The following is a 23,973-nucleotide window of genomic DNA, read 5'->3' on the forward strand; positions in this document are numbered from 1 at the left end:
CCGATTTGATCGCGAGTTGAAGATGACTGTCCATGCACCAAAGCTTTTGACGCCCGAAGAGTTCGCCTCGCTGATCGAGATCGCGATCACCTCTCCCCACCCGACGATACCGGCGCTTCACCTGGCAAAGCTGATCAGCCTTGGCTACGTCGTCGTGACCGCCAAAGGTCCCGTCGTCACCGGCGACGGCCTGATCCGCATTACCGAGAGCGAATAGCCGCGAACGCGGCTCGCCCGGGGGCGAGACAGATGGCCGCGCCCAACCCGTAGATTCCCGGAATTGATCCATCCCGGATTCGGGAATCCACTGACTGACAATCTTGCGGGGTCTCACGCGCCCTGAGCGGTCCCAACGTATCGGGAGAGTATCATGCCGCTCTATTTTTTTCGTATCCGGAATGGCCGCTATTCCGGCGCCTCCAGCCGAGGCGCCGAGTTTGCCGATCGCGATGCCGCCTGGCACGAACTGACCAGCGTTTGCGCCAATATCGTTGGCGGAATCTCCCGCAAACTCAAACTGGATTCCGAATGGGAAATGGAACTTCTGGACGAGTCCAAGCACCCGGTCTTTCGAATCCGCCTCGTGGCGGAGTCGATGGATAGAGCGGATTCGAACCAAGGCTTCCCCCGGCCGCGACCCGGGTCGGATATCTTTTAGCGTCGCGAAAATCCTTCAAAATAATACATCAGGGGTCTTTGGCTCAGAACCCGGGCGGCGGAGCGGCTGGCTCGGGCCGCTGCGTCGGCCTGAGCTCGACCGCATTGATTTGGATCAAGGGCGAAAAGGCCGCCGAGCCGTAAGAGTTCCCCGGTCATATGAGCCACATCATCTTCAAATGTCCCCGGACCGGAATGAACGTGCAGCACCGGCTGGCGGATCAAGTCGCACCGGACGATCCCCAGGGCGGCTACGAAACCGTGGTCTGCCAAGCCTGTAGCCGGCTTCATTTCATCAATCGATCGAACGGCAAACTGCTCGGCGAACAACCACAGCAGCGATAATCCGCGCCGCAGTTTCACAGGCCGTCTCAGCCGGCGGGAGCCTTCCGGCCCTCGATATCGGCGTCGGCAAATGCCAAGCCCTGCCGGAGCTCCTTGGCTGACACGAAGCGGGCGCCGATCAGTTCGCCCCTGCGCCAGACCAGCCAGCACACCCGAAACACTCCGCCGTCCGCCGTGAATGCGAGGCCGAAAATCTTCGGCACCGCCAGCGCACCCACCTCCAGACACGTGCCCTGGTCGGAAACATCCAGGATCTGGCACTCGATCCAGGGCGCTTCCGGCGCCGGGATCAGGAATCCCGGCTTGTGCAGTTCAACCCGGACATGCTTTCGCGCGCCGAGGTCTTTGCGATGTCTCGCCATCGTTTTCCTCACACCGGACCGGGTGGAGCCAGGCAGACAGCTATGATCGAAAAATGTTAACAATTATATGGGGTTGGGAGCGACGCAAGGTTCCATGATCCGTCAAGAGAGCCCTAGTCGGCGCTGCGCAGCCTGCGCATCGTGAATTCGATGTCGCCATCCGGCAGCTCACGCCAGCTTTCGACGCCGCTCATATAGGCCTGCTTGGGATAGCGGACGAGGAAATCGCGTGCCCTGGTCCGCGCCTTGTCGCGTGGCAGGGTGAACGTCTCGCGCAAAAACCCATCCTCCTGCCTGCTCCGGCCAGCCATCCGGTCTGCGAGATCGCGCGGGCGAGAGACCATGTCGCAACTCCGACAAATAACGACCGCTTCAATATAGCGCTCCGGTCCGCCAAACCGAGTCCCCCCGCCGCCCAAGCCAGGGGCGGAATTGAGTCGCCTACCGAACATAAAGCGAATAGGATTTGAAAATTGCCAGCTCCCTCGGCGCCGGCGACCGGGAGCCCCCGAAGGGACTGCCGCCTGTCGCGAGTGAGCCCGGTGGTGCAGTCAGTTTACCTTCGCCAACAGGCCGGGCGATCCGCCGTCTCGCCCGCGATTCCACCGATCCTGCCTTGCGTGATAGTCTTCTCAAACTGGCCGATGAATACGCGGCACGCGCCAGCGCCCAGGAAACCGACACCGCAGCCGGGCAAGCCGGTCCGCTCGATCAGGACGGTGCCTGACCGGGGCAGCCCTTGGCGCTCGATGCGTCTTCAACCACTGGAATAGCAGGGCATGTCCTTTCGACGAACCAACCGGCTCCTCTCGCTCCTGTCGGATGACAACTACGAGCGGTTGCGCCCGCATTTGTCGCATGTGGTTTTCGACTACAAGAAAAGCCTCTACGAGGCCTCGCGTCCGATCGAACATGTGTACTTCCCGGTCGACGGCGTCGCTTCGCTGGTCATCACGACGTCAGATGGCAGCAGCGCGGAGGTCGGCACGATCGGCAACGAGGGAATGGTGGGGTTGCCGATCTGTCTCGGCGACCACGATGCGCCCTCGGCGGCTTACGTCCAGGTTCCGGGCACCGCCCTGCAGATGGACGCCCGCGTTTTCCGTGACGAACTCGAACGAAACCGGCCGCTGAACCTGGTCATGCTGCGCTATGCCCATGCCTTCTTCAACCAGGTCGCCCAATCGGCCGCCTGCGCCCATCTGCACAGGGTCGAGCAGCGCTGTTGCCGCTGGCTCCTGATGACGCGCGACCGGATGCCTTCAGGCGATTTCCTGCTGACCCATGAATTCCTCGGAATGATGCTCGGCGTGCGGCGAACAACGGTTACCGATGTCATGGGAAGCTTGCAAAAAGCAGGGCTTATCCGATATCGGCGCGGCCACGTCTCGATCCTCGATCAGGAGGCTTTGCGGTCCCGCGCCTGCGAATGTTACGACATATCGCGACTGGAATTTGACCGGCTGCTCGGCGATTCCCCGCTCGCTCCGAGGACCGACAAGAAGCATCGGTTGGTCGGCGAAGTCGGATAGACCATAGCGCCTGCTCCGCTGCGTCCGATTTCCGACACGGAATTCGCTCGCCGGAAACCCTCCATCCCCGGATTATTGCGCTAGCTGCCCGGCGTGGAATGCACACTATGACGGCTACCGGACCGACAGCGCCTCGATGTTTTCTCTATACATGAGCTTTCCGCGGACCGCCCTCTCGGAGCGATCTACAATCCCCCTGCGGTAAATCGGCCCGACCGACCGGGCAGGATATCGTAGTGGCATTGCCCATTTCCAACGCCGGTCTTCCCTTGGACAACAAACTGCTCGCCTCGCTTCCACGCGATCATTTCGATCGGCTGCTTCCGCATCTTTCGACGGTTTCCCTGCCGCAGGGAGACGTGCTGGTTGAAGCCGGTGACGAGGTCGACCAGATCTACTTTCCGCATTACGGCATGCTGTCGCTGCTCGCGGTGCTGCGCGACGGCAAGGCGATCGAAACCGCCACCGTCGGGCGCGAAGGCGTGGTCGGCGCGATGGCTGGCCTTGGCCTCTACAAATCGCTGGTTCGCGTCGTGGTGCAGATGCCGTTGGCCTGCAGCAAGATCGCTGCACCACATTTCCGCACCGTGGCCGCCGCCAGCGATCCCGTTCGCAATCTCTGCATCCGCTACAACGAGGTATTGTTGTCGCAGGCGCGGGTCACTGCCGCCTGCAACGCGCTGCATTCGATCGAGGCGCGATTCTGCCGCTGGCTGCTGCAAAGCGCGGACCGGGCGGGCGGCGATACCGTGGCGCTGACGCAGGAATTTCTCGCCGAGATGCTCGGGGTGAGACGCACCTCGGTGACGGAGGTCGCGACCAAGGTGCAAAACGCCGGCGCGATCACCTATTCGCGCGGCGTGATCAGGATCCTGGATCGTCCCGCGCTGCTGCGGATGTCCTGCGAGTGCTACGAAACGCTGGTCGATCAATCGGTCATGCTGGCCTGACCGCGCGCCGCGCCCGGTTCAGCGCTCATCCCGGAAGTTGGCGGAAACAACAATATCCGCAAGCCCACCACATCCTCGGCGGCCCGGGCCGCCGCCCCTAATTTGCGGTGCTGCCGGTCTTTGTCTTCGGTTTGGCGGATGCAGCCGCCTTGGCGGGGGCCTTGGGCGTATCGGTGCTGCGCACGTTGCCCCAGGGATCGGCCGGGGGCTTGGCGTCCGGTATTTTCTTCAGCGAATCCTGGTAGGCCTTGTCTCGCGCCGCCTCGGCGTCCTTTTCATCCTGCGTCTTGCCAGGCTTGTCCTGCAGCAAATTCATTGGGGGCATCTGGGCAAATGCGGGCGAGGCCAGCAGCATGATCAGGGCCGCGACGCGGAAAACTCTCATGGGATATCCCCCTGTATTTTGCCAATATATCACCGCGCCGACGGCGTCGCCAAGCGCGCCTGGTGACGCCAAACGCTTCGACTGGCGCGCTAAAAATGGTCCGACTTGCAGGATTTCGGCAGCCAATCGTCCCAGATCGGACCGCATTTGGTGCAGCCGTTGAGGAGCAGGCCGACAGCGACAACGCTGAAAATCAGTGCCAATCGCCTGAACATGGTCCACACACTCCCGAACATCGCCTATCATAGGGTCCAAAGTCTGGCATTTTCAAGCCGCCCGGGCGAACGCCTGTTTGCACCGGGAACGCCGCGGATTAAGCATCCACGATCCCACGACCAGGAACCAGCCTGCATGCAGAATCAGCCAACGCCAGCGGAATTCGACATCGAGGAAGCCAGGCGCGTGCTTGGCGATGTATTCGCCCCCTGGGTACAGGATCTCGGGCTGTCGATCGGCAACATCGAATCCGCGCCACCGCCGGGCGCCGCGGCCGACTGGCAGCCGGGCGCGGTGCTGCGCATGGCTTTCTCGGAACGTCTATGCCGGCACGGCGGCATCGTCTGCGGCCAGGCGCTGATGGCGCTCGCCGACACCTCCATGGTGATCGCGATCCTTGCCGCCAACCGCGGCTATCGGCCGATGACGACCGTCGATCAGACCACCCACTTCATGCGCGCCGTCACCCAGTCGGACGTGCTGGCCGATGCCCGGGTGGTCCGGCTCGGGCGAACCATGAGCTTCGGCCGCGTGACGCTGTCGAGCGCCGCCGACAACAAGCCGGTGGCGATGGTATCGAGCGCTTTTGCGATGCTGTGAGCATGCAAGCGACGGCGCGCCTGCAGTCAATCATCGCTAACGAAAGCTGAATCAGGAATCAAATACAGCGGACATTCGATTCAATTGCCGGTAATTCCGGATTGCTATCCTGAACCCGGAACGATCGGCAATATTCGGGATTCACGGCAATGATCGAGAAACGAACAGCGGCCAGACACAGAGTGCTCAAACACGGCACCCTCGCCTTTAACGGTGGCGGCGGCGTCGACTGCATGGTCCGGAACATTTCCTCAGGTGGCGCGCGGCTCGACGTCGCCAATCCCGTCGGCCTGCCGCAATCCTTCACGCTGGTGATCCAGACCGATCAGTTCATGCGGCACTGCCATCCGGTCTGGAGCAACGACACCCGGATCGGCGTCGCATTCGATTAGAGCGTTTTCGAACGACGCACGCCCTCGGACTCGATCCGGGGTGGATACCGGTTCGCGTGAAGAAAACGCGTCAAGACAAAAGAGCGTGGTCCATCAATCCGGATCGGTGGCAGGTCGCCGTTTCGAAGACCGATTTCAGCGATTGTTGATGGTTCAAACCGAAAAAATCGGCGATAACCCGCGCATTCCCAACCGGCCCCGGGATAAGATCGGCGGATGCTGCGGATCGTTGTTCTTTTGGCCTTCATGGCAGGCGGCGCGCTGGCGCTGGCCGGCTGCGGCATTGCCGACAGCCGCTCGTCGGTGCCGGAGTTCATGCGCGCCAAAGCCGATGATCCGCCACCGCCCGAGCCAACTCCCGATGTCAAGCAACTGGTCCGCGAGCGACTGGATTCGGTATTCGTCACCTCGTCTTCCCCGCAGCAGGTGCAGGTCTCGCCGCCGCGTCACGACCTTCGCGGATTGGGCTGGACGGCATGCGTCAGGGCCGAGCTTACCAACACGATGGGAAAACCGCTGGGTCTGGAAACCTATCGCATCACGATCAGCGGGGGCGTCATCATCGACCGCCGGCGCGCCGAACCCGAGGACACCTGCGCCTCCGAAACCTACCAGCCGATCTGAGGCCTGCACGCGGACGCCTGATCCGGGACTGAGGAGGGCTTGCGCCGCGCCAACGGCTAAGCCCAACTTCCAAGCTTCAGCGCGATCGCCATCGTGGCTTCACGGAGCTCATCGGCAAGCGCCCGGTCTTCGATCGCGCGTGCGATGACCATGCCGCCGATGCAAAGCGACGTGAGGGCTATGGCGCATTGCCTTGCCGGCTGCGCGGACGCCGTCATACCCCGCTCGAACGTTTCGATCATCATCCTGAGCGCCGCCTCCTGCGCCTCTCTGACCGATTGGTCGCTTCGGGAAAGATCATTGGGCAGGCCGATCAGGGGACAGCTCGCCGCGACATCCTCGAAGTGTTGGCAAGAGAGATAGTCGCGGATGATCTGAGCCGAACGAACCGATGCTTTGTCAGCGAAATCCGCACCTTCCAGTTTGCCGCTTACGAAGCAGCTTATAACCTCGGCGTAGAGGTCGCTCTTGCTTTGAAAATAACTGTAGAAACCGCCGCGCGTCAGCCCGGCGCCGGCCATGATGTCGTCGATCGAGGCGGCGCTGAATCCGTGGCGGTTGAACAGCTGATGCGCGCTCCGGATGATGCGTTGCCTGACCTGCTCACGGTGATGAGGCGGATTGGGCATCCTCATCCTCGTGCCCGTGCTGAATTGCGACTGAGCGAAATTTGTTCTGAAACATATCGCCTGACGTTCTTGATCATCATTTTCCCGATGGCTTCTGTTCGCGCATTCCAGGGCGGCGGCAGAATTGCCCGTCCAATTCATGCAAGACGCCCGGGCAAGGCGATCATTCCGCAATCACGAAAATGTAATCGACCCCGCTCCGCAGCGGCGCAGGGCGACAGAGGGGCAGCCGTCCGAAGCGGCGCCATGGCAGCGGGAAGCGGACACTCCGACCGCTTGCGGGAGCCTTGTACTTCGAGGGCGGGTTCTCCGACGTCGTCCACAGTTGCGCCGGCAAGGGCGTCGTGCGCGACCGCCGGTAGCGGCGCCTGATTCAGGCCGCTACGTTCATCTTCTTCTCGAACTGCTCATACGCGGAGATGGCGTCCGCCGCATACATCAGCGATGGACCGCCGCCCATGTAGATGGCCATGCCAAGCGTCTCCTCCACCTCCTGGCGCGTGGCGCCGAGCTTGACCAGGGTCTCGGTATGGAAGCCGATGCAGCCGTCGCAGCGGGTCGCAATGCCGATCGCCAGCGCGATCAGTTCCTTGGTCTTCTTGTCCAGCGCGCCCTCGCGGGTGGCGGCCTGCGCCAGCGCCGAAAAGGCTTTCATGGTGTCGGGAATGTCCTGGCGCAATTTCCGCAAGTCGCCGGAAATGCGGCTGGTGATATCGGAATAGTTCTTTTCCATGAAGGGACTCCCTAGCTGCCTGAGGATGGTTGCGGCGGCGGTTGCCGCAGCGCGATATAAATGGCGGGGATGACGAGCACCGTGAGCAGCGTTGAGGACGCGAGACCAAACAGCAGCGAAATCGCCAGCCCCTGGAAGATCGGATCGAGCAGAATGGTCGCCGCGCCGATCATGGCCGCGAGCGCGGTGAGCAGGATCGGCTTGAAGCGCACGGCGCCGGCTTCCAGCACCACCTCATGCAGCGACTTGCCCTGTCCGCCGCTGTGACGAATAAAGTCCACCAGCAGGATCGAATTGCGCACGATGATGCCGGCGAGCGCGATGAAACCAATCATCGACGTCGCGGTGAAGGGCGCGCCCAACAGCCAGTGGCCGATCAGAATCCCGATCAGCGTCAGCGGGATCGGCGTCAGGATGACGAGCGGCAGCTTGAAACTTCGGAACTGGGCCACGACCAGCACATAGATGCCGAGGATCGCTGCGCCGAAGGCGGCGCCCATGTCGCGGAATGTTACGTAGGTGATTTCCCATTCGCCGTCCCACAACAGCGTCGGACGCGACTCGTCGGCCGGCTGGCCGTGCAGGCTGATGACGGGCTTTGGCAGCGCGCCCCAGTCATGGGCGTCGACGCGCTTTGCCACTTCGAGCATGCCGTAGAGCGGCGCCTCGAAGCGGCCTGCGAGTTCGGCCATCACCATATCGGCAAACCGGCCATCGCGCCGAAAGATCATCGGCGAGCCCTCCTCGACCGTCGCCTTGACGACCTGGCCCAGTTCAACAATCGTCTTGCTTCCGGGAAGCGTATTGGCCGGCACCGGCGTCGAAGCCAGCGCCTCGGTCCAGGCAAGATCGCGCTTCGGCAGCCTGACGGCGATCTCGATCGGATTGCGGTCTTCGCCGCGATGGGAATAGCCGATCGATACACCTCCGAACAGCGTCTGGATGCTGTCGTAGACGTCACGCTGCTCGACGCCAAAAAACTCCAGCCGGTCCTGGTCGATCGACAGCCGCAGCCGCGGCCGCCTCTCGCCGATTGAATCGTCGATATCGACGATGAACGGCACCTCGGCGAAGACCTTTTTGAGCTCGAAGGTGACCGCCCGTCGCGTCGCCGCATCCGGCCCATAGACTTCGGCCAGCAGGGTAGCCAGCACGGGCGGCCCGGGTGGTACCTCGACGACCTTGATACTGGTGCCGGGGGGAACGCTGATGGCCTTGAGGCGCTGCCGCAGATCGAGCGCGATATCGTGGCTCGCCCGCTTGCGATCCCCGCGCGCCGCAAGATTGACCTGCAGCTCACCCAGTTCGGGGCGTTCGCGAACATAATAGTGACGCACCAGGCCGTTGAAATTAAACGGCGCCGGCGTGCCGGCATAGGATTGCACCGAAGTGATTTCGGGAAGTCCGCGGGCGATATCCGCCGCGGCAAACAACGTTCGCTCGGTGTCTTCGAGGCTTGCACCCTCGGGCAGATCGACCATGACCGCGATCTCGGATTTGTTGTCGAACGGCAACAATTTGACGGTCACGGATTTGGTCGCGAACAGCACCATCGACAGCAACGTCGCGACGCCGACGCCGATCAGGAATATCCAGGCCGAGCGCTTGTTGCGGACGATCGGGGTCGCGATGCGGCGGTAGATACGCCCGAGCACGCCTTCGTCATGCGCCGCGTGAGCGGCAACCACGCCATCCTTCGGCGCCAGCCGCAGCATCAGCCAGGGCGCCACCACCATCGCGACAAAGAACGAAAACAGCATGGCCGCGGAGGCATTGGCCGGGATCGGCGCCATATAGGGGCCCATCAGCCCCGACACGAACAGCATCGGCAGCAGCGCGGCAACCACGGTCAGCGTCGCCACGACGGTCGGATTGCCGACTTCGGCGACCGCCTCGATCGTGGCCTGCAGACGGGGCCGTCCGTCCTTCATCGCCCAATGGCGGGCGATGTTCTCGACCACCACGATGGCATCGTCGACCAGAATGCCGATCGAAAAAATCAGCGCGAACAGGCTGACGCGATTGATGGTGTAGCCCATCAGATTGGCGGCGAACAACGTCAGCAATATCGTGGTCGGGATCACGACGAGAGTGACCAGCGCCTCGCGCCAGCCGATTGCAATCGCGATCAGAACGACGATCGAGATCGTTGCGAGACCGAGGTGAAACAATAGTTCGTTGGCTTTTTCGTTGGCGGTCTCGCCGTAGTCGCGGGTCACGGTGACCTCGACGTCATCCGGGATCAGGCGGGCCTTCAGCCCATCGAGCCGGCGCGCAATTTCCTCGGAGACGACCACCGCGTTGGCGCCGGCCCGCTTGGCCAGCGCCAGGCTGACCGCGGGAACGCGCTCCCAGTTGCCCTTGCCGTCCGACGCATCGTTCCAGACGCGGTGCTCAGCCGCGTTCGGTCCGATCACCACCACGGCCACGTCCTTGACATAGACCGGTCGTCCGTCTCGCGTCGAAATCAAGAGCAAGCCGATATCGGGAATTCCCGCCAGGGTCTGGCCTGCCGAGACGCTGCGAACGGTGCCGGCGTCGCGGACCTGTCCCGCCAGGAACGAGCGATTGGCGTCCTTCACCTTGGCGACGAGTTGCTGAAGCGTGACGCCAAACAGCGACAGCTTTTCCGGATCGGGCTCGACCCTGATCTGCTGGGGGCCGCCGCCGGAAATGTAGGTCAGGCCGATACTGTCGACCTTCATCAATTCGGCGCGCAATTTGTCGGCGAGCTCGTAGAGGTCCTTGTCCGACCAGCGGCCGGCAGCGAACGGCTTCGGCGAAAGCGTGAGTACGGTCACGGCGACGTCGTTGATGCCGCGGCCGACAATCAATGGCTCCGCAATGCCGACGGGAATCCGGTCGAGATTGGCGCGAATCTTCTCATGCACCCGCAGGATCGCATCGTCGGACTTGGTTCCGACCAGAAAGCGCGCGGTGACCATGACGCGGTCGTCTTCGGTCTGGCTGTAGACATGCTCCACACCATCAATGCCCTTGACGATGGCCTCGAGCGGCTTGGTGACGAGTTCAACCGCATCGGGCGCACGCAGTCCGTCCGCGCTGATGCGGATATCGACCATGGGGACGCTGATCTGCGGCTCCTCCTCGCGCGGAATGACGGCGACCGCGATCAGGCCGACGACCAGCGATGCGAGCAGAAACAACGGCGTCAGCGGCGAATTGATGGTCGCCCGGGTGAGCCGTCCCGACAAACCGAGATTCACGGCTGCACCAATTCGTCACCAACACGAATCCCCGACAGGATTTCCAGGCCGTCGGGAAGATCCGGAGAGGGCAGATCGCGGCCGCGCTGTATCGGCGTCTCGATGGTTCGCTCGGCCTGACGGATGCGGACGTAGTCGATCCCAAATCGGGTCGTCACATAGCTCGACGGGATCACGAAGGCCGTCCGCGCACCGCCCGAGATCCAGACCCTGAGGCGATCACCGACGAAATACTCCCCGAGCCCCTCAACGGTGGCATCGGCGATGACGCGGCCATCCTCGATCAGGGGATAGACCAGGTCGATCACCCCCGATTTGGAGGCATGGTCACCGAATTCGCCGCCATCAACGCGGATCTTGTCGCCGGCTTTCAAGAAGCGGGCATGGCGTTCCGGCACCCGCAGGCGCAGCTTGAAATTCTGCTGCGCGATCGTCGCAACGGGGTCGCCCGGCAGCACGACCGAACCTACCGCCACGAGCTTCTTCAGCACGCGCCCACTGGCGGGAGCAAGCACCTGCCCTTCATTGAACTGTTGCTGGACCACCGCGCGTTCGGCGGTTCTGGCCCGCATCCCGTTTTCGGCGACGTTGAGCGCGGTGCGGGCTTCGTCGAGCTTGACGCGCGGGAGTATGCCGCGATCCACCAGCCCCTGGATTCGATCGAAATCGATCTGCGCCTGGTCCGACTGCGCGCGCAAGGCTTCGATCTGCGCGTCCAGCGACTTCATCTGCAGCGCAAGCTTCTCATCGCCGATGGCCGCGATCGCCTGGCCGCTCGTGACCGCGTCGCCTTCCCGGACGTTGAGCTGAACGACGGTGCCGCCGATACGGCCGCGCGCCGGCACCACACTGATGCTCTCGACGGTGGCAAACACCGCCTTCTCGTCGGCCACCGAGCGCGAGGCGACGGTGAGGACTTCCGCGTCCACGGAAGCCGCGCCCAATACCGCAATCGCAACCAATAAAATCAATCTGCGCATCGCCATGCTCATTCCACGCCACACCCGCGGCGTTTGTTGTGACATCTCATTGAAGTTCTCTTCGAGGGCATTGACCTGCCTCAAGGCGCGGCCGCGCACGACCTCATAACTTACGCTTGGCCTTCACGACCTTCGGGGGCGCGCAATACACTTGATAGAGCGTCTTCAGAAGCTCGCGGGCGGGATCGCTGGCGATCGAGTAGTAGATCGTCTGAGCATCGCGTCGCGCGGACACCAGGCCATCCTTGCGAAGGAGAGCCAGATGCTGGGACACCGTGGAATCGCGAAGCTTCAGGAACTCGGCGAGATCGCCGACCGACCGCTCGCCGTCGATCAGCTGGCAGATGATCAGCAATCGATGCCGGTTGGATAGCGCCTTCAACAGGTCACTCGCCTGATCGGCCGCAGCTTCCATGACTTTACTGTCTATTTTCATACTTGCGTATATACGATAATATGAATATATAGTCAACACGCGCGGTAGAACAAGCCAAGGCAGATTGGCGCGGCCGCCCCAAAGCAACGCAGGAAAACGGAGGAGAACATGGCGGAAGTTGTTGTTATCGGAGCCGGTCTCAGCGGAACGCTGATGGCCTATGAATTACTGCCGCAATTGAGCAAGGACGATCACCTGACCGTGGTCTCCCAGGGACCCGTCTATCATTTCGTCCCCTCCAACCCCTGGGTGGCGGTCGGCTGGCGCAAGCGCGGAGATATCGAAGTCGACCTTGTTGACATCATGAATCGAAAGGGTATCCGCCTGCTGACGCAGGGCGCGCAACGCGTCAATCCATCGGAAAACCGCGTCGAACTCGCAGACGGGACGTCGATCGACTACGACTATCTGGTGGTCGCTACCGGGCCGGAGCTTGCCTTCGACGAGATACCGGGGCTCGGGCCGGACGGCCATACCCAGTCGATCTGCCACGTCGACCACGCTTCCAATGCCAGGCAGGCTTTCGAACAGCTCGCCGCCAATCCGGGGCCGGTCGTCATCGGCGCCGTGCAGGGCGCCTCCTGCTTCGGCCCGGCCTACGAGTTCCTGTTCATCCTGGAAACCGAGTTGCGGCGGCGCAAGCTCCGCGACCGCGTGCCGATGACCTTCGTCACTTCCGAACCCTATATCGGGCATCTCGGGCTCGACGGGGTCGGCGATACCAAGGGGCTGCTCGAAAGCGAGATGCGCGAGAAGCACATCAAGTGGATCACCAACGCCCGCGTCACGAATGTCGAGCCGGGAAAGATGTCGGTGGAAGAGCTCTCCGACGACGGCTCAATCCGCAAGACCCACGCGTTGCCGTTCAGCTATTCGATGATGCTGCCCGCCTTTCGCGGGGTTGCCGCTGTTCGCGGCATCGAGAAGCTCGCCAATCCCCGTGGTTTTGTCATCGTCGACAAGTATCAGCGTAATCCGGCGTTTCCAAACATCTTTGCGATCGGCGTCTGCGTGGCGATTGCTCCTGTCGGCCCGACCCCGGTTCCGGTCGGCGTGCCAAAAACGGGCTTCATGATCGAATCGATGGTGACTGCGACAGCCCGGAATATCGGCTCGCTGCTGAGGGGCGAGAGGCCGACGGCGCAGGCAACGTGGAACGCGATCTGCCTGGCGGATTTCGGCGATTCCGGTGTCGCCTTCCTGGCGCAACCGCAAATTCCGCCGCGCAACGTCAATTGGTCCTCGAAGGGCGAATGGGTTCACTATGCCAAGGTCGCTTTCGAAAAATACTTCCTTCGCAAGATCCGCCGCGGCGAGAGCGAACCCTTCTACGAGCGCTTCCTGCTCGACAAGCTCAACATCGCAAAGGTCAGGGAGGTCGAGCCGGCAGAATGAGTACAGGCCAACAAATCGTCTGCGGACACTGCGGCAAGATCAACCGGCTGCCGGCCGACCGGAGGCCGGCCGCCGCGCGTTGCGGATCTTGCCACCAGCCGATCTTCAGCGGCCATCCGATCGAGGTCGACGAGGCAGGGTTCGGCCGCCATATGGCGCACAGCGATATCCCCCTTCTCGTCGACGTCTGGGCGCCGTGGTGTGGCCCCTGTCGCGCCATGGCGCCGATGTTCGAACGCGCCGCCATGGAGCTTGAGCCCAGGGTTCGTCTGCTGAAACTCAACGCCGATACCGCGCCTGCGGTCTCGTCGCGCCTGGGAATCAGCGGCATCCCTACTCTTCTGTTGATGCAGGGTGGCCGCGAAGTCTCGCGGACGTCAGGCGCGATGGATGCGCAGAACATTGTCGCATGGACGATGGCCGGGCTCGCCAAGTCCCCATGATTTTTCGAACTGAAAGGAACACGTGATGAATATCGATAAAGCCGTTCTCGCTTTCGCTGGATGTGTGGTGCTGCTCGGCCTTGTGCTCGGCTGGCTGGTCAATCCGTACTGGTACCTGCTGACGGCGTTCGCCGGGCTGAACATGATCCAGTCGTCGTTCACCGGATTCTGCCCCGCCGCGATCGTGTTCAGGAAACTGGGCCTGCGGGGCGGCAACGCCTTTTCGTGATCGGCCGCGTCCGGCGTCCAGTCCGATTTGAGCTACCGCAAGGCGACGGCTTCGAGCGAGGGGATACTGAGGAAGAGTAACTCTCTCGCCGGCCGAGCCGCCGGCCTTATTCGCGTGCGAAACTTATTCTGGACGGCCGGCCACCATGAACGAAACCATCATCGAGGGCCCGCTCTACGAAGCCCGCAGAAAGGTCTATCCGCAGGCCGTTCACGGCCGGTTTCGCCGGATCAAGTGGACGATCCTCGCCGTCGCGCTCGCGGTTTATTATCTGCTGCCATTCGTCCGCTGGAATCGCGGACCCGGCCTGCCCAGCCAGGCCGTCCTCGTCGATTTCCCGCATCGCCGGTTCTATTTCTTCTTCATCGAGCTGTGGCCGCAGGAGGTCTATTATTTCACCGGCCTCTTGATCATTGCGGCCATGACGCTGTTTCTGATGAATGCCGTGGCCGGCAGGGTTTGGTGCGGCTACATGTGTCCGCAGACCATCTGGACCGATCTGTTCTATGCGGTGGAGCGTTTCGCCGAAGGCGACCGCCGCGAACGGATCCTGAGCGACAAGCGCGGATGGACGTTGACCCACATTCGCCAGGCCGTCACCAAGCATTTCATCTGGCTGATGATCGCGTGGTGGACCGGCGGCGCGTGGGTGCTGTATTTTGCGGATGCGCCGACGCTGGTGAAGGATCTCGCGACGCTTCAGGCGCCGTTCGTTGCCTATCTGTGGATCGGTATCCTGACCGTCACCACTTACACCTTCGCCGGCCACGCCCGCGAGCAGGTCTGCATCTACATGTGCCCGTGGCCGCGGATTCAGGCCGCACTCACCGATGAATGGGCGCTCAACGTCACCTATCGCCGTGACCGCGGCGAGCCGCGCGTGTCCGTCAAGAAGGCGGAACAACTGCGCCGGCATGGCGAGCCCGCCGGCGACTGCATCGATTGCCACCAATGCATCAATGTCTGCCCGACGGGGGTGGATATTCGCGATGGAATCCAGCTCGGTTGCATCCAATGCGGGCTGTGCATCGATGCCTGCGACACCATCATGAGCGAGATCGGTCGCCCGACCGGTTTGATCGCCTACGACACCGACATCAACGGCCAGCGCCGGCAGGCCGGCAAGCCGCCGGTCTATCGGCTGGTCCGGGCGCGGACCGTCCTTTACGCCGCCATCATCGCGCTGGTCGGCAGCATCATGCTGTATGCGCTGGCAACCCGAAGCTCCGTGAGCCTCAATGCGCTCCATGACCGCAATCCGCTTTATGTCCTGCTGGCGGATGGCGGCGTCCGCAACGATTACACCGTGCATATTCTCAACAAGGGTACCCAGCGCAGCTTCGCGCTGGACGTATCCGGTCTTCCCGGCGCGGACCTGCACATCCCGGGCACGGCGCGCGGCGCGGATGGCAGGCTCACCGTCGAAGTCGAACAGGACCAGACCCGCGAAATCCGCCTGTCAGTGCAGGTCAAAAGCGCCATGGTGCCTCACAGCCCTGTCGGTATCGAGATCAAGGCGACCGACACTGCCACCGGACAGACCGTGGGCGTCGAGGACCATTTCGTTCCGCCCAACCAGTGATCGTTGCGGCTTGGGCCTTCGCAGCGTAAACGCCGGATTAACATTACCGCTCAAATTGAATCCCCGCGCCAACGGCATTTTCCAATCTTTACGCTAGCATTTCCCCGAGAACGCGGGTGGAGCGCGACTTAAGGCCGCGCGACGCTCGCGAGCGGGGAAACGGGGTCGTGGTCAATATTGCGGATACAGCGGTAGCCCGCCGCGCATCGGTCAACGATGCCACGCGCACGCGCGCACAGATCACAGCCGCGACGCCGGACCGCATGGCATTCGCGCCGCTGGTCGAGATTTCCCCGATTGAATGGCAAGCACTGGCCGAACGCGCCGTCGAGCCGAACGGCTATTACCTGCCGGCGTGGGAACTGGCGGTGAACGCTTCCGCGCGCGGCCGGACCGGCGTGTCGGCGCTGACCGCGTGGAGTGACGCCTCGTCGGCGCAGGACGGCGCGGCGCGACTGATCGGCCTATTGCCTGTCATTTCGATGTGGCGCGCCTATAAAATCCCCCTGCCCGCCTTGGTCAGCGCCAGCCCCTATGGCACGCTGTGCACGCCCTTGCTCGACCGCAACATCGCCGGCGCCGCCGTCAGGCAATTGATGGCGCAGGCGCGCGAGAGCGGCGCGCATGCGCTGATCCTGCGCGACGTCTCGCTCAACGGCGCCGCCATGAAGGCCTTTACCGACGTGTTGCGGCAGGACGGCCTGCATCCGCGGCTCCTGAACTCGCATTTTCGCGCCTGTCTTGACGCACGGCGCGAGGCGGACGAATTGCTGCGCGACGCGCTCGGCGGAAAGAAGCTGAAGGAACTACGCCGGCAACGCAACCGGCTCGCCGAGCATGGCGCGGTCCGTTTTGACGTGGCGCGGACGCCGGAAGCGATCGCTGCGGCAATCGAGACATTTCTGGCGCTCGAAGCCAGCGGCTGGAAAGCCAGGCGCGGCACCGCGCTCAGGCAGGACGAAGGCGATGCCGGCTTTATCCGGCGCGCGACCAAAGGGCTTGCCGAGACCGGCCAATGCGAGATCGTGACGCTCCACGCCGGCGCCACGCCGGTCGCAGCCGCGATCGTGCTCCGGCATCAGGACCGCGCATTCTATTTCAAGCTCGGCATCGACGAGCGTTTTTCAAAATTTTCCCCCGGCGTGCAGCTGACGCTCGAGCTGACGCGGCATCTGTGCGCCGACGCGGTGCTTGCCACCGCCGACTCCACCGCGAGCGCCGATCATCCGATGATCAATCCGATCTGGCGCGGACGTCTCAAGATCGGCGACGTTCTGATTCCGCTGCGCCGGCACGACCCCGTGGTGCCGCTGATCCGTTCCGCGATAACCGCGCATCGGAGGATCCGTGAACTCGCGCGCCGCGCCGTGCATTTGATCCGCGGCCGTTAAAGCACACCCTACTCCGCCGCCTGCGCGTTCACTTCCACCGACACCTGACGAATGGCGCGGGCGAGTTGTTCGGCCGGCTGTGCGCCCGACACCGCGTATTTCTGCGCGAACACATAGGTCGGCACCCCCGAGATGCCCTTGTCGGAAGCGTCCTTGGCCTGCGCCGAGATCAGCGCGACGTCTTCATCAGTCGCCAGACGCCGGCGCACGTCCTCGGCATCGAGCCCGCAATCGGCCGCCGCCTGCACCAGCACGCTAGTATCGGTGAGATCGCCGCCATCCCTGAAATACAGTTCCATCAGCCGCTGTTTCATGTCGGCGGCCTTGCCGTGCGCGTCGGCCCAATGAATCAGCCGGTGGCAGTCGATGGTGTTGGGCTGCCGCTTGACGAGGTCGGGCCGGTAGGTGAGCCCCTCTTCGCCCGCGGCGGCGACGACGCGTCCGGCCATGCCCTTATAGGCCTCGACCGAGCCGAATTTGGTGGTGAGATATTCCTCACGGCCGATGCCCTCGTGCGGCACCCAGGGATTGAGAAAGAACGGGCGCCAGTGAACCTCGACCGGAATGTCCACCGCCAGCGCCAGCGCGTTCTCGATCCGGCGCTTGCCGATATAGCACCACGGGCACACCACGTCGGAGACGATGTCGATCTGAAGCGGCTTTAGCGTGCTCATCGGGGCCTCCTCGCTTGCGGAGATCCAGAAATAAGCCGCAAGCCGGGCCCCGACAAGGACCTATCGCAGATCAGCCACCATCGCCCGCATCCGCTCGGCGGTGAGCTCGTCGGCCGGAAAGAACGTCTCCAGCGCCAGTTCCGACAGCGTGATATCGACCGGCGTGCCGAAAATCATCGTGGCCGACATGAAACTCAAGACGTCGCTGCCAAACCGCAGCTTGAAGGGGATCGCGACATTGTCGGCCGGCAGCGGCGCCGAGCGCGCCGGGATCGGATAGGACTTCAGCTCGTGATAGAGTTGTATCAGCCCGGGATCGGCGGTCGCCTCGCACTGGCGATGCAACCGCTCCAGCAGATGCCCGCACCATTCGGCGAGGTTGACGGTGCGCGCCGCCAGCGCCTCCGGGTGGAAGGCCAGCCGCAAAATATTGATGGGCTGGCCGAGCAGCCGCGCCGGCACGCCCTGCAATAGCGGCATCACCATGCGGTTGGCCGATACCAGATTCCAGTGCCGGTCATAGGCCAGCGCTGGATTGGGTTCATGCGCGCGCAGCACCAGATCGATCGCAGCCCGCGCCGATTTCAGCGCGGGATCGTCGAGCGATCGCTGCGGAAACGCCGGCGCGAACCCCGCCGCCACCAGCAGCACATTGCGCTCGCGCAGCGGCACGTTGAGCCGTTCCGCGAGCTTCAGCACCATGTCGCGCGACGGCGCCGCCCGACCGGTTTCCACGAAGCTGAGGTGGCGCGCCGAGATCTCGGCGTCACCGGCGAGATCAAGCTGGCTGAGATGGCGACGCTGGCGCCATTCGCGCAGGTGGTCGCCGACGTGGGCGGGCTTGGGCTGGTCGGCTCGCGCCGTGGCGGTGTGTGCGCTCATGGTAGAAACCTACCATGCGAATTTCGCGGCTTCCATTACCTCGGACGTAATGGAATTGCGCTGCTGCGCGGATCATCTTTGCGAGCACAGGAGATGACGCGTCGGCTCGACGCGCTGATCCATCTCCGCCCCGCATCTATGGAGAGCCCACCATGATCCAACCATCGCCGTTTCTGCGCCGCGTCTTCCTGCTCGATGCCGTCGTCAGCGGCATGATGGCATTGCTGCTCACTTTGGACGCCGGCGCGCTCGCGTCCTGGCTCGAGCTGCCTGAAGCGCTGCTGCGCGAGACCGGCCTGTTCCTGATCGCCTATACCGCGCTGGTCGGCTGGCTCGCCACGCGGCAGTCGATGCCGAAGGCATTGGCGATCATCGTCATTGCCGGCAACGCGGCGTGGACCGTTGCCAGCATCGCGCTGTTGTTCTCCAGCGCCGTGACGCCGAACCTGCTCGGCCAGGTCTTTATCGCCGCGCAAGCCATCGTGCCCGGCGCCCTGGCCGAGCTGCAATATATCGGATTGCGCAGGAGCAAGGACGCGCTGGCGGCCTAAGCCGAGGCCCGCTGGTCCCGAGCCTCCGCCGTCGCGGTGGCCCCGAGCTTCATGGGAGCCCTGGGCCTCGCGGCGGCCAATTTTTGGGCTGCGGCCTTGGGCCGGTCGTGCCCGTTTGAAAGACCACCGTTAAAGTGCTTGCCGTTGGCGAGCTTGCCGTTTTGCTTGACGCCGGCGCCGTTCAGCTTTTGCTTCAGTTCCAGCTTCAGCTTTTTCAACTTTTCCTTTACGGCCTTCGCCGCCTGCTTTTCGGCTTTCTTCAAGGCCTTCCGCTCTGCTTTGGCCTTCAGGCGCAACCGTTCGGCCCGCGCCTCGGCGCGCTTTTTCTTGCGCTTCTTCTCGCAGGCGTCGCATTTGCATCCGATCGGCTTCAGATACGCCTTGAAATAATCGGTGCCGTAATCGTAGTTGATCTCTTCGCCGGGTGAGATGTTCTTGATCGCGCGGATCACGACCTTGCGCTTGCGCGGACTGACGTCGGATTCCGCATTCGGCTTGCAGGCGTGATTGATGTAACGCGCGATGTTCTTGCGCACCGAGCCGTCGATGGTCCAGCGGCCGTTGAGCTCGAACAGATATTTGTTCTCGATCGCGTCGTCCTTCTTCTTCTTCGAATCCAGCAGCGGACCAAAATAGCGGACGATTTTGGTGCCCTTTTTGATCGGTTTGGTGGCGAAGAGGCCGAGTCCGGTGCGGGAACGGCCGACGCGATAGGGTTTCTTCGACGAAATGGCAGGCATGAGATGAGGTAACTGACACACGAGTGAAGGCGACGGATCGCGAAGCCAGTGTTCTAGGACGATTCCGCGCAAATGTCAGGCCCTTCGCGGCGTTTGCCTGATCCTTCCCCAGATTGCGCAGGCCGAAGACGTGGTTTTCGCAATGGAGCGCCATTTGCCGGTTGAGACGATGACTTATGACCCCGCCGGCCGGACCACGGTTGCTCTGAGCATGGCATCCAGCAGGGTTTCGGCGTCGGTTCCCTCGGGCAGGCGCCGAAGAATGTCGGCGAGCCGGCCATCGAGCAGCAGCATGGTGAAACCGTGGACCAGCGACCAGGCGCGCGCGATCGCGGCGGCCTGATCGAGCGACAGCGCGTCCGCGGCAATCGACTCCTGCCGCTGCGCGCCGATCGCGCCGGCCAGACCCGCGAATGATGCCTGTGCGGCCTCGCGCAGCGAGGGGCGCGACGTATCGAGCCGCTCGGTGCGGAACATCAGACCGTACATGCCGGGGTGGGCCTGCGCATAGGCGATGTAGGCCTTGGCCCGCGCCATCGCCCGCTGCGCCGGCGTGTCACCGTCGGCGTCCGCCACCACCATGGCGGCGTTGAATTGCCGGAACCCGATCGCGGCGAGTTCGCTGACCAGACCGGTGAGGTCGCCGAAATGATGGGCGGGCGCGGCGTGAGAGACGCCGGCTTCGCGCGCCACCGCTCTCAATGTCAGCCCGGCCAGCCCTTCGCGCTCGAGCACCCTTTCGGCCGCCGCGAGCAAACCTTCGCGCAGCGCGCCGTGATGGTAAGGCGCGTCCTTGCCGACGGGGCCGGCACGGCGCCCGCCCGCCTTCCGGGCGATCCGTGCGGGGGTGACGCCCGCTACCGCGCGCCGGGCAATTTTCGGTGTTCTGGCCATCGGTGGTATATAGATCACGATTTTGACACTGTAAAGATTTGGCTTGACCTGTGCCATGTTCGGGGTTTAGTTTATCTTGACGCTGTAAAGATTGGATACACGAGGCTGCCATGGCGACCCTGCTGATCCTTGCGCCCTATGGCGTATTTGCGAGCCTGATGCTGGTCAGTTCCGCGACGGTGAGCCTGTTCGCGGCGGCGGCGGTGAGCCTCGCGGTGATCGCCCACGACGTGCTCTGTGGCCGCTCGGTCAAGATGCTCGGCGCGGGCTCCGCGATCCTGTTTGCGGGCCTCGGCGCCTGCCTCGCACTGACGCATCACGTCTGGAGCAGTTCGGCCGTCAAACTCGCGGTCGATGCCGGCATCCTTGCGATCGCGCTGGCTTCGCTGGCGATCGGCAAACCGTTCACGTTGCAATATGCCCGCGAAATGTCCGATGCAAAGACGGCCCAATTGCCGGATTTCCTGACCGCCAATTATGTGATCACCTGGGCCTGGGCGCTGGCCATCGTTCTGATGATGACGGCGAACGCGCTGGTGATCTATGTTCCGGGCCTGCCGCTGTGGACCGGGCTTGCGATCGCGTTCGCAGCCCGAACGACCGCGATCTATTTCACCAGATGGTACCCGGAATACCGCAAGGCCAAATCCGCGGCGGCAGGCATATCATGAGACCGTCATTGCGAGCGGAGCGAAGCAATCCAGCTTTCTTAAGAATTTGGATTGCTTCGTCGCTTCGCTCCTCGCAATGACGGGAATATTATCGAGAGCACCAAGATGAAGGACGTGTTCGTCAGACTCGGCACCGACTTCCTTTCCACGATCGTGTTCCTGGCGCTGTACCTGATCACCGGCAACGTCATGCTGGCGACGGGCGTGGCGATCGCGGGCGCGGTGATCCAGGTCATCCATGCCCGCGTCAAGCGCGAGTCGCTTGGCTTCATGACCTATGCCAGCCTGGCGCTGGTGATCGTGCTCGGCGGCGCCACGCTGCTGACCAGCGATCCGCGCTTCGTGCTGGCCAAACCCTCGATCGCGCATTTTGCGATCGGCGCGATCATGCTCAAGCGCGGCTGGATGCTGCGCTACGTGCCGCCGCTGGTGGCGCAGACCATTCCGGAATATGTCACCCTCGCCGGCTACGCCTGGGCGGCGTTGATGTTTGCGCTCGGGCTCGGCACCATCGCGGTGGCGCTGACCGGCGACATGAGACTGTGGGCGATCTATGTGTCGGTGGTCGCGGTCGGGGCCAAGGTTGCGGCCTTCGCCGTGCAATACGTCGCGTTCCGGATCCTCGTCACCAGCCGCCTTCGCGCCGCCAGCGCCTGACCAAGCGGTTTCGCGCAAAACCTGCGACGATGCGCGAAGCCAACCCGTCCGGCAAAAAGCCGCAGGGTTCGCCATTGGGCATCGGCCGCAAGATGCGCTATACCGCCGCCGGAAGCTTGCGCGGACCCCAGAACCATTCCCGGTTTTGCGAAGTCGATACGAGGAGATGCGAGAATGGCCGTGGACGGAAACTGGAACATCACCATGTCGACGCCGATGGGCGATCGCAACGCGACGCTGACCCTGAAGAGCGCCGGTGGCGCGCTGACGGGCACGCAGGCCGCCGAAGGCAATTCGATCGAGATATTCGACGGCAAGGCCAATGGCGACGACGTCGCCTGGAAGGTGTCGATCACCAATCCGATGCCGCTGACGCTCGAGTTCACCGGCAAGGTTTCCGGCGACAGCATTGCCGGCGAAATGGGCATCGGTCCGATGGGCAGTTTTCCGTTTACGGGGACGCGGGCCTAGGCAGACTGTCGTCCCTGCGAACGCAGGGAGTCATAATTATCGGCCATGGTTAGTTCGCAAAGAGGACTGAAACCAAGCGTCAACCACCATCCGTCATACCCCGCGAAAGCGGGGTATCCAGTACGCCGTGCCTTCTCGATTCAATCACTGCTGCCTCTGGAATACTGGATCACCCGCTTTCGCGGGTGATGACAACTGCACGAAACTTCAAACAGCCCCCGCGTGGTTCGCAGCCACAACTTCGCATTCTCGCGGCGCGATATGCCCGAGTTTTGCCAGTAAATTCCCGCCCTCTCCAATCAGAGGGCGCAGGGAATGCCGGGCGCCCGATGCGCCCGATAGCCGCGTGTGCGATGGTAGAAAAGCGAAAAGCACACGCGTTAGTCAGGTCACACCGGAATCACCCGGCATTCCCCGCGCAATGGTTTTACGGCCTATACGCGCTCTCCCCGGTGACCGGGCTTTCTTGCCACCGTCGCCCCCGAGAAGCTTGCTTCCCAGGAACTTGATGCCAGCGTCGGGACATCAGGACCACACGACTTCGCCGTCCGCCTTCTGCGCCATTCGTCAAAAGCGCCAAAACGTCCACCGCATCCCGTCCCGCGTCCGTGACGATCGCGAGCCGCCCCTCTGTTGGGACGGGATGCGAATCAAAATATTCCTGCGTCTACCCAGCCGTCAAGCATATTTTCGGAAAATCAGAAATTGAACCCGGGCGGGGGTTCGTTTCAGGCCGGCCGGCGCGGCACGATGGCGATCGGGTTGAAGGTGTAGACGGCCTCGCCGTGCTGGTTGTAGGCGGTCCATTTGATCCGGGCGACGCCTTGCGGCTTGCTCCGCGACGGGATCAGTTCGACCACCTCGCCCTCCAGGCGCAGGCTATCGCCGGGCCTGACCGGCTTCATCCAGCGCAGCTCATCGACGCCGGCTCCCATCAAGGGGTGAGGCCCGAACGGCCGCGCCTGAATGGCGAGATTCATGGCGATGGCGGCGGTGTGCCATCCCGAAGCGGCAAGCCCCTTGAACACCGTGTTCTCGGCAGCTTCCTCGTCGAGGTGAAACGGTTGCGGATCAAATTCAGACGCGAACCGCTTGATGTCTTCCCGGCTGACCGTCACCTCGCCGCTCTCAAAACGCATCCCCAGCTTCAGGTCGTCGAACCACTCGATCATCTTGTCCTCGGCTCAAAGGCTCGTCGCAAAAATCACAATCACCCCAAATTCAATTCCTTGAAGAAGTCGTTGCCCTTGTCGTCGATGATGATGAAGGCCGGGAAATCCTCGACCTCGATGCGCCAGATCGCTTCCATGCCGAGTTCGGGATAT

Annotated in this window: 32 protein-coding genes; 16 read left to right on the top strand and 16 right to left on the bottom strand. The window is 62.9% G+C overall.

Annotated elements, in window-relative coordinates; translation table 11 throughout:
- Nucleotides 1-22: 22 nt before the first annotated feature.
- Nucleotides 23-217: a hypothetical protein gene (locus E8A46_RS19610; protein ID WP_291564668.1), complete on the top strand. Its 195-nt coding sequence runs from the start codon at nt 23-25 to the stop codon at nt 215-217.
- A gap of 153 nt (nt 218-370) precedes the next feature.
- Nucleotides 371-658 (top strand): hypothetical protein, encoded by a 288-nt coding sequence (locus E8A46_RS19615; protein ID WP_291564670.1) that lies wholly within the window; start codon nt 371-373, stop codon nt 656-658.
- Here E8A46_RS19615 and E8A46_RS30480 read toward each other — a convergent pair.
- From E8A46_RS30480 to E8A46_RS19630, 3 genes are all read right to left on the bottom strand, one after another.
- Complete coding sequence (locus E8A46_RS30480; protein WP_363252137.1) at nt 655-1,020, bottom strand: hypothetical protein; 366 nt, start codon at nt 1,018-1,020, stop codon at nt 655-657. The genes E8A46_RS19615 and E8A46_RS30480 overlap by 4 nt on opposite strands.
- A gap of 8 nt (nt 1,021-1,028) precedes the next feature.
- A complete protein-coding gene (locus E8A46_RS19625; protein ID WP_291564675.1) occupies nt 1,029-1,364 on the bottom strand; it encodes a hypothetical protein in 336 nt (111 codons plus the stop codon).
- Nucleotides 1,365-1,477: 113 nt separating this feature from the next.
- Nucleotides 1,478-1,708, bottom strand: coding sequence for a hypothetical protein (locus E8A46_RS19630; RefSeq protein WP_291564678.1), 231 nt, complete (start codon nt 1,706-1,708; stop codon nt 1,478-1,480).
- Nucleotides 1,709-2,143: 435 nt separating this feature from the next.
- Here E8A46_RS19630 and E8A46_RS19635 point away from each other — a divergent pair, with 435 nt between their 5' ends.
- Nucleotides 2,144-2,896 (top strand): Crp/Fnr family transcriptional regulator, encoded by a 753-nt coding sequence (locus E8A46_RS19635; protein ID WP_291564681.1) that lies wholly within the window; start codon nt 2,144-2,146, stop codon nt 2,894-2,896.
- A gap of 236 nt (nt 2,897-3,132) precedes the next feature.
- Nucleotides 3,133-3,846, top strand: a complete 714-nt coding sequence (locus tag E8A46_RS19640) for a Crp/Fnr family transcriptional regulator (RefSeq protein WP_291564684.1) — start codon at nt 3,133-3,135, stop codon at nt 3,844-3,846.
- A gap of 97 nt (nt 3,847-3,943) precedes the next feature.
- Here the strand turns inward: E8A46_RS19640 and E8A46_RS19645 are convergent, their stop codons facing one another.
- Together E8A46_RS19645 and E8A46_RS19650 are read right to left on the bottom strand one after the other, a co-directional pair.
- Nucleotides 3,944-4,231, bottom strand: coding sequence for a hypothetical protein (locus E8A46_RS19645; protein WP_291564687.1), 288 nt, complete (start codon nt 4,229-4,231; stop codon nt 3,944-3,946).
- A gap of 89 nt (nt 4,232-4,320) precedes the next feature.
- The gene (locus tag E8A46_RS19650) at nt 4,321-4,446 is read right to left on the bottom strand and encodes a peptidylprolyl isomerase (RefSeq protein WP_291564690.1); all 126 of its coding nucleotides are present in this window, start codon (nt 4,444-4,446) and stop codon (nt 4,321-4,323) included.
- Nucleotides 4,447-4,582: 136 nt separating this feature from the next.
- Here E8A46_RS19650 and E8A46_RS19655 point away from each other — a divergent pair, with 136 nt between their 5' ends.
- The 3 genes from E8A46_RS19655 to E8A46_RS19665 all read left to right on the top strand — a co-directional run bounded on the left by E8A46_RS19655 (nt 4,583) and on the right by E8A46_RS19665 (nt 6,063).
- Entirely contained in the window at nt 4,583-5,047 is a 465-nt protein-coding gene (locus tag E8A46_RS19655; RefSeq protein WP_291564693.1) for a PaaI family thioesterase, read from the top strand.
- A 149-nt stretch (nt 5,048-5,196) separates the two neighbouring features.
- A complete protein-coding gene (locus E8A46_RS19660) occupies nt 5,197-5,439 on the top strand; it encodes a PilZ domain-containing protein (protein WP_291564695.1) in 243 nt (80 codons plus the stop codon).
- A gap of 216 nt (nt 5,440-5,655) precedes the next feature.
- A complete protein-coding gene (locus tag E8A46_RS19665) occupies nt 5,656-6,063 on the top strand; it encodes a hypothetical protein (protein WP_291564699.1) in 408 nt (135 codons plus the stop codon).
- Nucleotides 6,064-6,119: 56 nt separating this feature from the next.
- Here E8A46_RS19665 and E8A46_RS19670 read toward each other — a convergent pair whose 3' ends face one another.
- The 5 genes from E8A46_RS19670 to E8A46_RS19690 form a co-directional block, all read right to left on the bottom strand.
- The gene (locus E8A46_RS19670; protein WP_291564702.1) at nt 6,120-6,833 is read right to left on the bottom strand and encodes a TetR/AcrR family transcriptional regulator; all 714 of its coding nucleotides are present in this window, start codon (nt 6,831-6,833) and stop codon (nt 6,120-6,122) included.
- Between the two features lie 232 nt (nt 6,834-7,065).
- Complete coding sequence (locus E8A46_RS19675; protein ID WP_291564704.1) at nt 7,066-7,425, bottom strand: carboxymuconolactone decarboxylase family protein; 360 nt, start codon at nt 7,423-7,425, stop codon at nt 7,066-7,068.
- An 11-nt stretch (nt 7,426-7,436) separates the two neighbouring features.
- Nucleotides 7,437-10,652: an efflux RND transporter permease subunit gene (locus E8A46_RS19680; RefSeq protein WP_291564706.1), complete on the bottom strand. Its 3,216-nt coding sequence runs from the start codon at nt 10,650-10,652 to the stop codon at nt 7,437-7,439.
- Nucleotides 10,649-11,632 carry an efflux RND transporter periplasmic adaptor subunit gene (locus E8A46_RS19685; protein WP_291564708.1) on the bottom strand — a complete coding sequence of 328 codons (984 nt, stop codon included), beginning with the start codon at nt 11,630-11,632 and terminating at the stop codon, nt 10,649-10,651. The genes E8A46_RS19680 and E8A46_RS19685 overlap by 4 nt, the downstream gene beginning before the upstream one ends.
- A gap of 103 nt (nt 11,633-11,735) precedes the next feature.
- Nucleotides 11,736-12,047, bottom strand: a complete 312-nt coding sequence (locus E8A46_RS19690) for a metalloregulator ArsR/SmtB family transcription factor (protein WP_291564711.1) — start codon at nt 12,045-12,047, stop codon at nt 11,736-11,738.
- Nucleotides 12,048-12,176: 129 nt separating this feature from the next.
- On the opposite strand from E8A46_RS19690, the gene E8A46_RS19695 reads away from it, so the two are divergent.
- The 5 genes from E8A46_RS19695 (at nt 12,177) to E8A46_RS19715 (ending at nt 17,108) form a co-directional block, all read left to right on the top strand.
- Entirely contained in the window at nt 12,177-13,463 is a 1,287-nt protein-coding gene (locus E8A46_RS19695; RefSeq protein WP_291564714.1) for an FAD-dependent oxidoreductase, read from the top strand.
- The gene (gene trxC, locus E8A46_RS19700) at nt 13,460-13,906 is read left to right on the top strand and encodes a thioredoxin TrxC (RefSeq protein ID WP_291564717.1); all 447 of its coding nucleotides are present in this window, start codon (nt 13,460-13,462) and stop codon (nt 13,904-13,906) included. The genes E8A46_RS19695 and trxC overlap by 4 nt, the downstream gene beginning before the upstream one ends.
- Nucleotides 13,907-13,931: 25 nt before the next feature.
- Entirely contained in the window at nt 13,932-14,135 is a 204-nt protein-coding gene (locus tag E8A46_RS19705) for a DUF2892 domain-containing protein (RefSeq protein ID WP_291564720.1), read from the top strand.
- A 145-nt stretch (nt 14,136-14,280) separates the two neighbouring features.
- Nucleotides 14,281-15,717 carry a cytochrome c oxidase accessory protein CcoG gene (ccoG, locus tag E8A46_RS19710; RefSeq protein WP_291564723.1) on the top strand — a complete coding sequence of 479 codons (1,437 nt, stop codon included), beginning with the start codon at nt 14,281-14,283 and terminating at the stop codon, nt 15,715-15,717.
- A 263-nt stretch (nt 15,718-15,980) separates the two neighbouring features.
- Nucleotides 15,981-17,108, top strand: a complete 1,128-nt coding sequence (locus E8A46_RS19715; RefSeq protein ID WP_291564757.1) for a GNAT family N-acetyltransferase — start codon at nt 15,981-15,983, stop codon at nt 17,106-17,108.
- An 8-nt stretch (nt 17,109-17,116) separates the two neighbouring features.
- On the opposite strand, the gene E8A46_RS19720 is transcribed toward E8A46_RS19715, so the two are convergent.
- Together E8A46_RS19720 and E8A46_RS19725 are read right to left on the bottom strand one after the other, a co-directional pair.
- Nucleotides 17,117-17,782: a DsbA family oxidoreductase gene (locus E8A46_RS19720; RefSeq protein WP_291564726.1), complete on the bottom strand. Its 666-nt coding sequence runs from the start codon at nt 17,780-17,782 to the stop codon at nt 17,117-17,119.
- Between the two features lie 60 nt (nt 17,783-17,842).
- Nucleotides 17,843-18,664: a helix-turn-helix transcriptional regulator gene (locus E8A46_RS19725; RefSeq protein WP_291564729.1), complete on the bottom strand. Its 822-nt coding sequence runs from the start codon at nt 18,662-18,664 to the stop codon at nt 17,843-17,845.
- Between the two features lie 152 nt (nt 18,665-18,816).
- Here E8A46_RS19725 and E8A46_RS19730 point away from each other — a divergent pair, with 152 nt between their 5' ends.
- Entirely contained in the window at nt 18,817-19,215 is a 399-nt protein-coding gene (locus E8A46_RS19730) for a hypothetical protein (RefSeq protein WP_291564732.1), read from the top strand.
- On the opposite strand, the gene E8A46_RS19735 is transcribed toward E8A46_RS19730, so the two are convergent.
- Complete coding sequence (locus E8A46_RS19735; protein ID WP_291564734.1) at nt 19,212-19,955, bottom strand: SET domain-containing protein; 744 nt, start codon at nt 19,953-19,955, stop codon at nt 19,212-19,214. The two genes, E8A46_RS19730 and E8A46_RS19735, sit on opposite strands and share 4 nt — an antisense overlap.
- Before the next feature lie 174 nt (nt 19,956-20,129).
- Nucleotides 20,130-20,849 (bottom strand): WHG domain-containing protein, encoded by a 720-nt coding sequence (locus E8A46_RS19740; protein ID WP_291564737.1) that lies wholly within the window; start codon nt 20,847-20,849, stop codon nt 20,130-20,132.
- A gap of 110 nt (nt 20,850-20,959) precedes the next feature.
- Here E8A46_RS19740 and E8A46_RS19745 point away from each other — a divergent pair, with 110 nt between their 5' ends.
- From E8A46_RS19745 to E8A46_RS19755, 3 genes are all read left to right on the top strand, one after another.
- Nucleotides 20,960-21,520, top strand: a complete 561-nt coding sequence (locus E8A46_RS19745) for a hypothetical protein (RefSeq protein ID WP_291564740.1) — start codon at nt 20,960-20,962, stop codon at nt 21,518-21,520.
- Nucleotides 21,521-21,625: 105 nt separating this feature from the next.
- The gene (locus E8A46_RS19750) at nt 21,626-22,177 is read left to right on the top strand and encodes a septation protein IspZ (RefSeq protein ID WP_291564743.1); all 552 of its coding nucleotides are present in this window, start codon (nt 21,626-21,628) and stop codon (nt 22,175-22,177) included.
- 174 nt (nt 22,178-22,351) lie between these two features.
- The gene (locus E8A46_RS19755; protein ID WP_291564746.1) at nt 22,352-22,648 is read left to right on the top strand and encodes a hypothetical protein; all 297 of its coding nucleotides are present in this window, start codon (nt 22,352-22,354) and stop codon (nt 22,646-22,648) included.
- A gap of 728 nt (nt 22,649-23,376) precedes the next feature.
- On the opposite strand, the gene E8A46_RS19760 is transcribed toward E8A46_RS19755, so the two are convergent.
- On the bottom strand, nt 23,377-23,820 hold the full coding sequence (locus tag E8A46_RS19760; protein WP_291564749.1) for a MaoC family dehydratase: 444 nt from the start codon (nt 23,818-23,820) through the stop codon (nt 23,377-23,379).
- Between the two features lie 38 nt (nt 23,821-23,858).
- Nucleotides 23,859-23,973, bottom strand: a 115-nt coding sequence (locus E8A46_RS19765; protein ID WP_291564759.1) for a fumarate hydratase C-terminal domain-containing protein, incomplete at its 5' end; no start/stop codon positions are given.

Origin of the sequence: Bradyrhizobium sp. (genome assembly GCF_004799445.1) — a bacterium.
Taxonomy (GTDB): domain Bacteria; phylum Pseudomonadota; class Alphaproteobacteria; order Rhizobiales; family Xanthobacteraceae; genus Bradyrhizobium.

Excerpts from the sequence above, each read along its gene's own strand:
- E8A46_RS19610 (WP_291564668.1), top strand. The coding sequence starts at position 23 with ATGACTGTCCATGCACCAAAGCTTTTGACGCCCGAAGAGTTCGCCTCG.
- E8A46_RS19615 (WP_291564670.1), top strand. The coding sequence starts at position 371 with ATGCCGCTCTATTTTTTTCGTATCCGGAATGGCCGCTATTCCGGCGCC.
- E8A46_RS19625 (WP_291564675.1), bottom strand. The coding sequence starts at position 1,364 with ATGGCGAGACATCGCAAAGACCTCGGCGCGCGAAAGCATGTCCGGGTT.
- E8A46_RS19630 (WP_291564678.1), bottom strand. The coding sequence starts at position 1,708 with ATGGTCTCTCGCCCGCGCGATCTCGCAGACCGGATGGCTGGCCGGAGC.
- E8A46_RS19635 (WP_291564681.1), top strand. The coding sequence starts at position 2,144 with ATGTCCTTTCGACGAACCAACCGGCTCCTCTCGCTCCTGTCGGATGAC.
- E8A46_RS19645 (WP_291564687.1), bottom strand. The coding sequence starts at position 4,231 with ATGAGAGTTTTCCGCGTCGCGGCCCTGATCATGCTGCTGGCCTCGCCC.
- E8A46_RS19650 (WP_291564690.1), bottom strand. The coding sequence starts at position 4,446 with ATGTTCAGGCGATTGGCACTGATTTTCAGCGTTGTCGCTGTCGGCCTG.
- E8A46_RS19655 (WP_291564693.1), top strand. The coding sequence starts at position 4,583 with ATGCAGAATCAGCCAACGCCAGCGGAATTCGACATCGAGGAAGCCAGG.
- E8A46_RS19660 (WP_291564695.1), top strand. The coding sequence starts at position 5,197 with ATGATCGAGAAACGAACAGCGGCCAGACACAGAGTGCTCAAACACGGC.
- E8A46_RS19665 (WP_291564699.1), top strand. The coding sequence starts at position 5,656 with ATGCTGCGGATCGTTGTTCTTTTGGCCTTCATGGCAGGCGGCGCGCTG.
- E8A46_RS19670 (WP_291564702.1), bottom strand. The coding sequence starts at position 6,833 with ATGAATTGGACGGGCAATTCTGCCGCCGCCCTGGAATGCGCGAACAGA.
- E8A46_RS19675 (WP_291564704.1), bottom strand. The coding sequence starts at position 7,425 with ATGGAAAAGAACTATTCCGATATCACCAGCCGCATTTCCGGCGACTTG.
- E8A46_RS19685 (WP_291564708.1), bottom strand. The coding sequence starts at position 11,632 with ATGCGCAGATTGATTTTATTGGTTGCGATTGCGGTATTGGGCGCGGCT.
- E8A46_RS19690 (WP_291564711.1), bottom strand. The coding sequence starts at position 12,047 with ATGGAAGCTGCGGCCGATCAGGCGAGTGACCTGTTGAAGGCGCTATCC.
- E8A46_RS19695 (WP_291564714.1), top strand. The coding sequence starts at position 12,177 with ATGGCGGAAGTTGTTGTTATCGGAGCCGGTCTCAGCGGAACGCTGATG.
- trxC (WP_291564717.1), top strand. The coding sequence starts at position 13,460 with ATGAGTACAGGCCAACAAATCGTCTGCGGACACTGCGGCAAGATCAAC.
- E8A46_RS19705 (WP_291564720.1), top strand. The coding sequence starts at position 13,932 with ATGAATATCGATAAAGCCGTTCTCGCTTTCGCTGGATGTGTGGTGCTG.
- ccoG (WP_291564723.1), top strand. The coding sequence starts at position 14,281 with ATGAACGAAACCATCATCGAGGGCCCGCTCTACGAAGCCCGCAGAAAG.
- E8A46_RS19715 (WP_291564757.1), top strand. The coding sequence starts at position 15,981 with ATGGCATTCGCGCCGCTGGTCGAGATTTCCCCGATTGAATGGCAAGCA.
- E8A46_RS19720 (WP_291564726.1), bottom strand. The coding sequence starts at position 17,782 with ATGAGCACGCTAAAGCCGCTTCAGATCGACATCGTCTCCGACGTGGTG.
- E8A46_RS19725 (WP_291564729.1), bottom strand. The coding sequence starts at position 18,664 with ATGAGCGCACACACCGCCACGGCGCGAGCCGACCAGCCCAAGCCCGCC.
- E8A46_RS19730 (WP_291564732.1), top strand. The coding sequence starts at position 18,817 with ATGATCCAACCATCGCCGTTTCTGCGCCGCGTCTTCCTGCTCGATGCC.
- E8A46_RS19735 (WP_291564734.1), bottom strand. The coding sequence starts at position 19,955 with ATGCCTGCCATTTCGTCGAAGAAACCCTATCGCGTCGGCCGTTCCCGC.
- E8A46_RS19740 (WP_291564737.1), bottom strand. The coding sequence starts at position 20,849 with ATGGCCAGAACACCGAAAATTGCCCGGCGCGCGGTAGCGGGCGTCACC.
- E8A46_RS19745 (WP_291564740.1), top strand. The coding sequence starts at position 20,960 with ATGGCGACCCTGCTGATCCTTGCGCCCTATGGCGTATTTGCGAGCCTG.
- E8A46_RS19750 (WP_291564743.1), top strand. The coding sequence starts at position 21,626 with ATGAAGGACGTGTTCGTCAGACTCGGCACCGACTTCCTTTCCACGATC.
- E8A46_RS19755 (WP_291564746.1), top strand. The coding sequence starts at position 22,352 with ATGGCCGTGGACGGAAACTGGAACATCACCATGTCGACGCCGATGGGC.
- E8A46_RS19760 (WP_291564749.1), bottom strand. The coding sequence starts at position 23,820 with ATGATCGAGTGGTTCGACGACCTGAAGCTGGGGATGCGTTTTGAGAGC.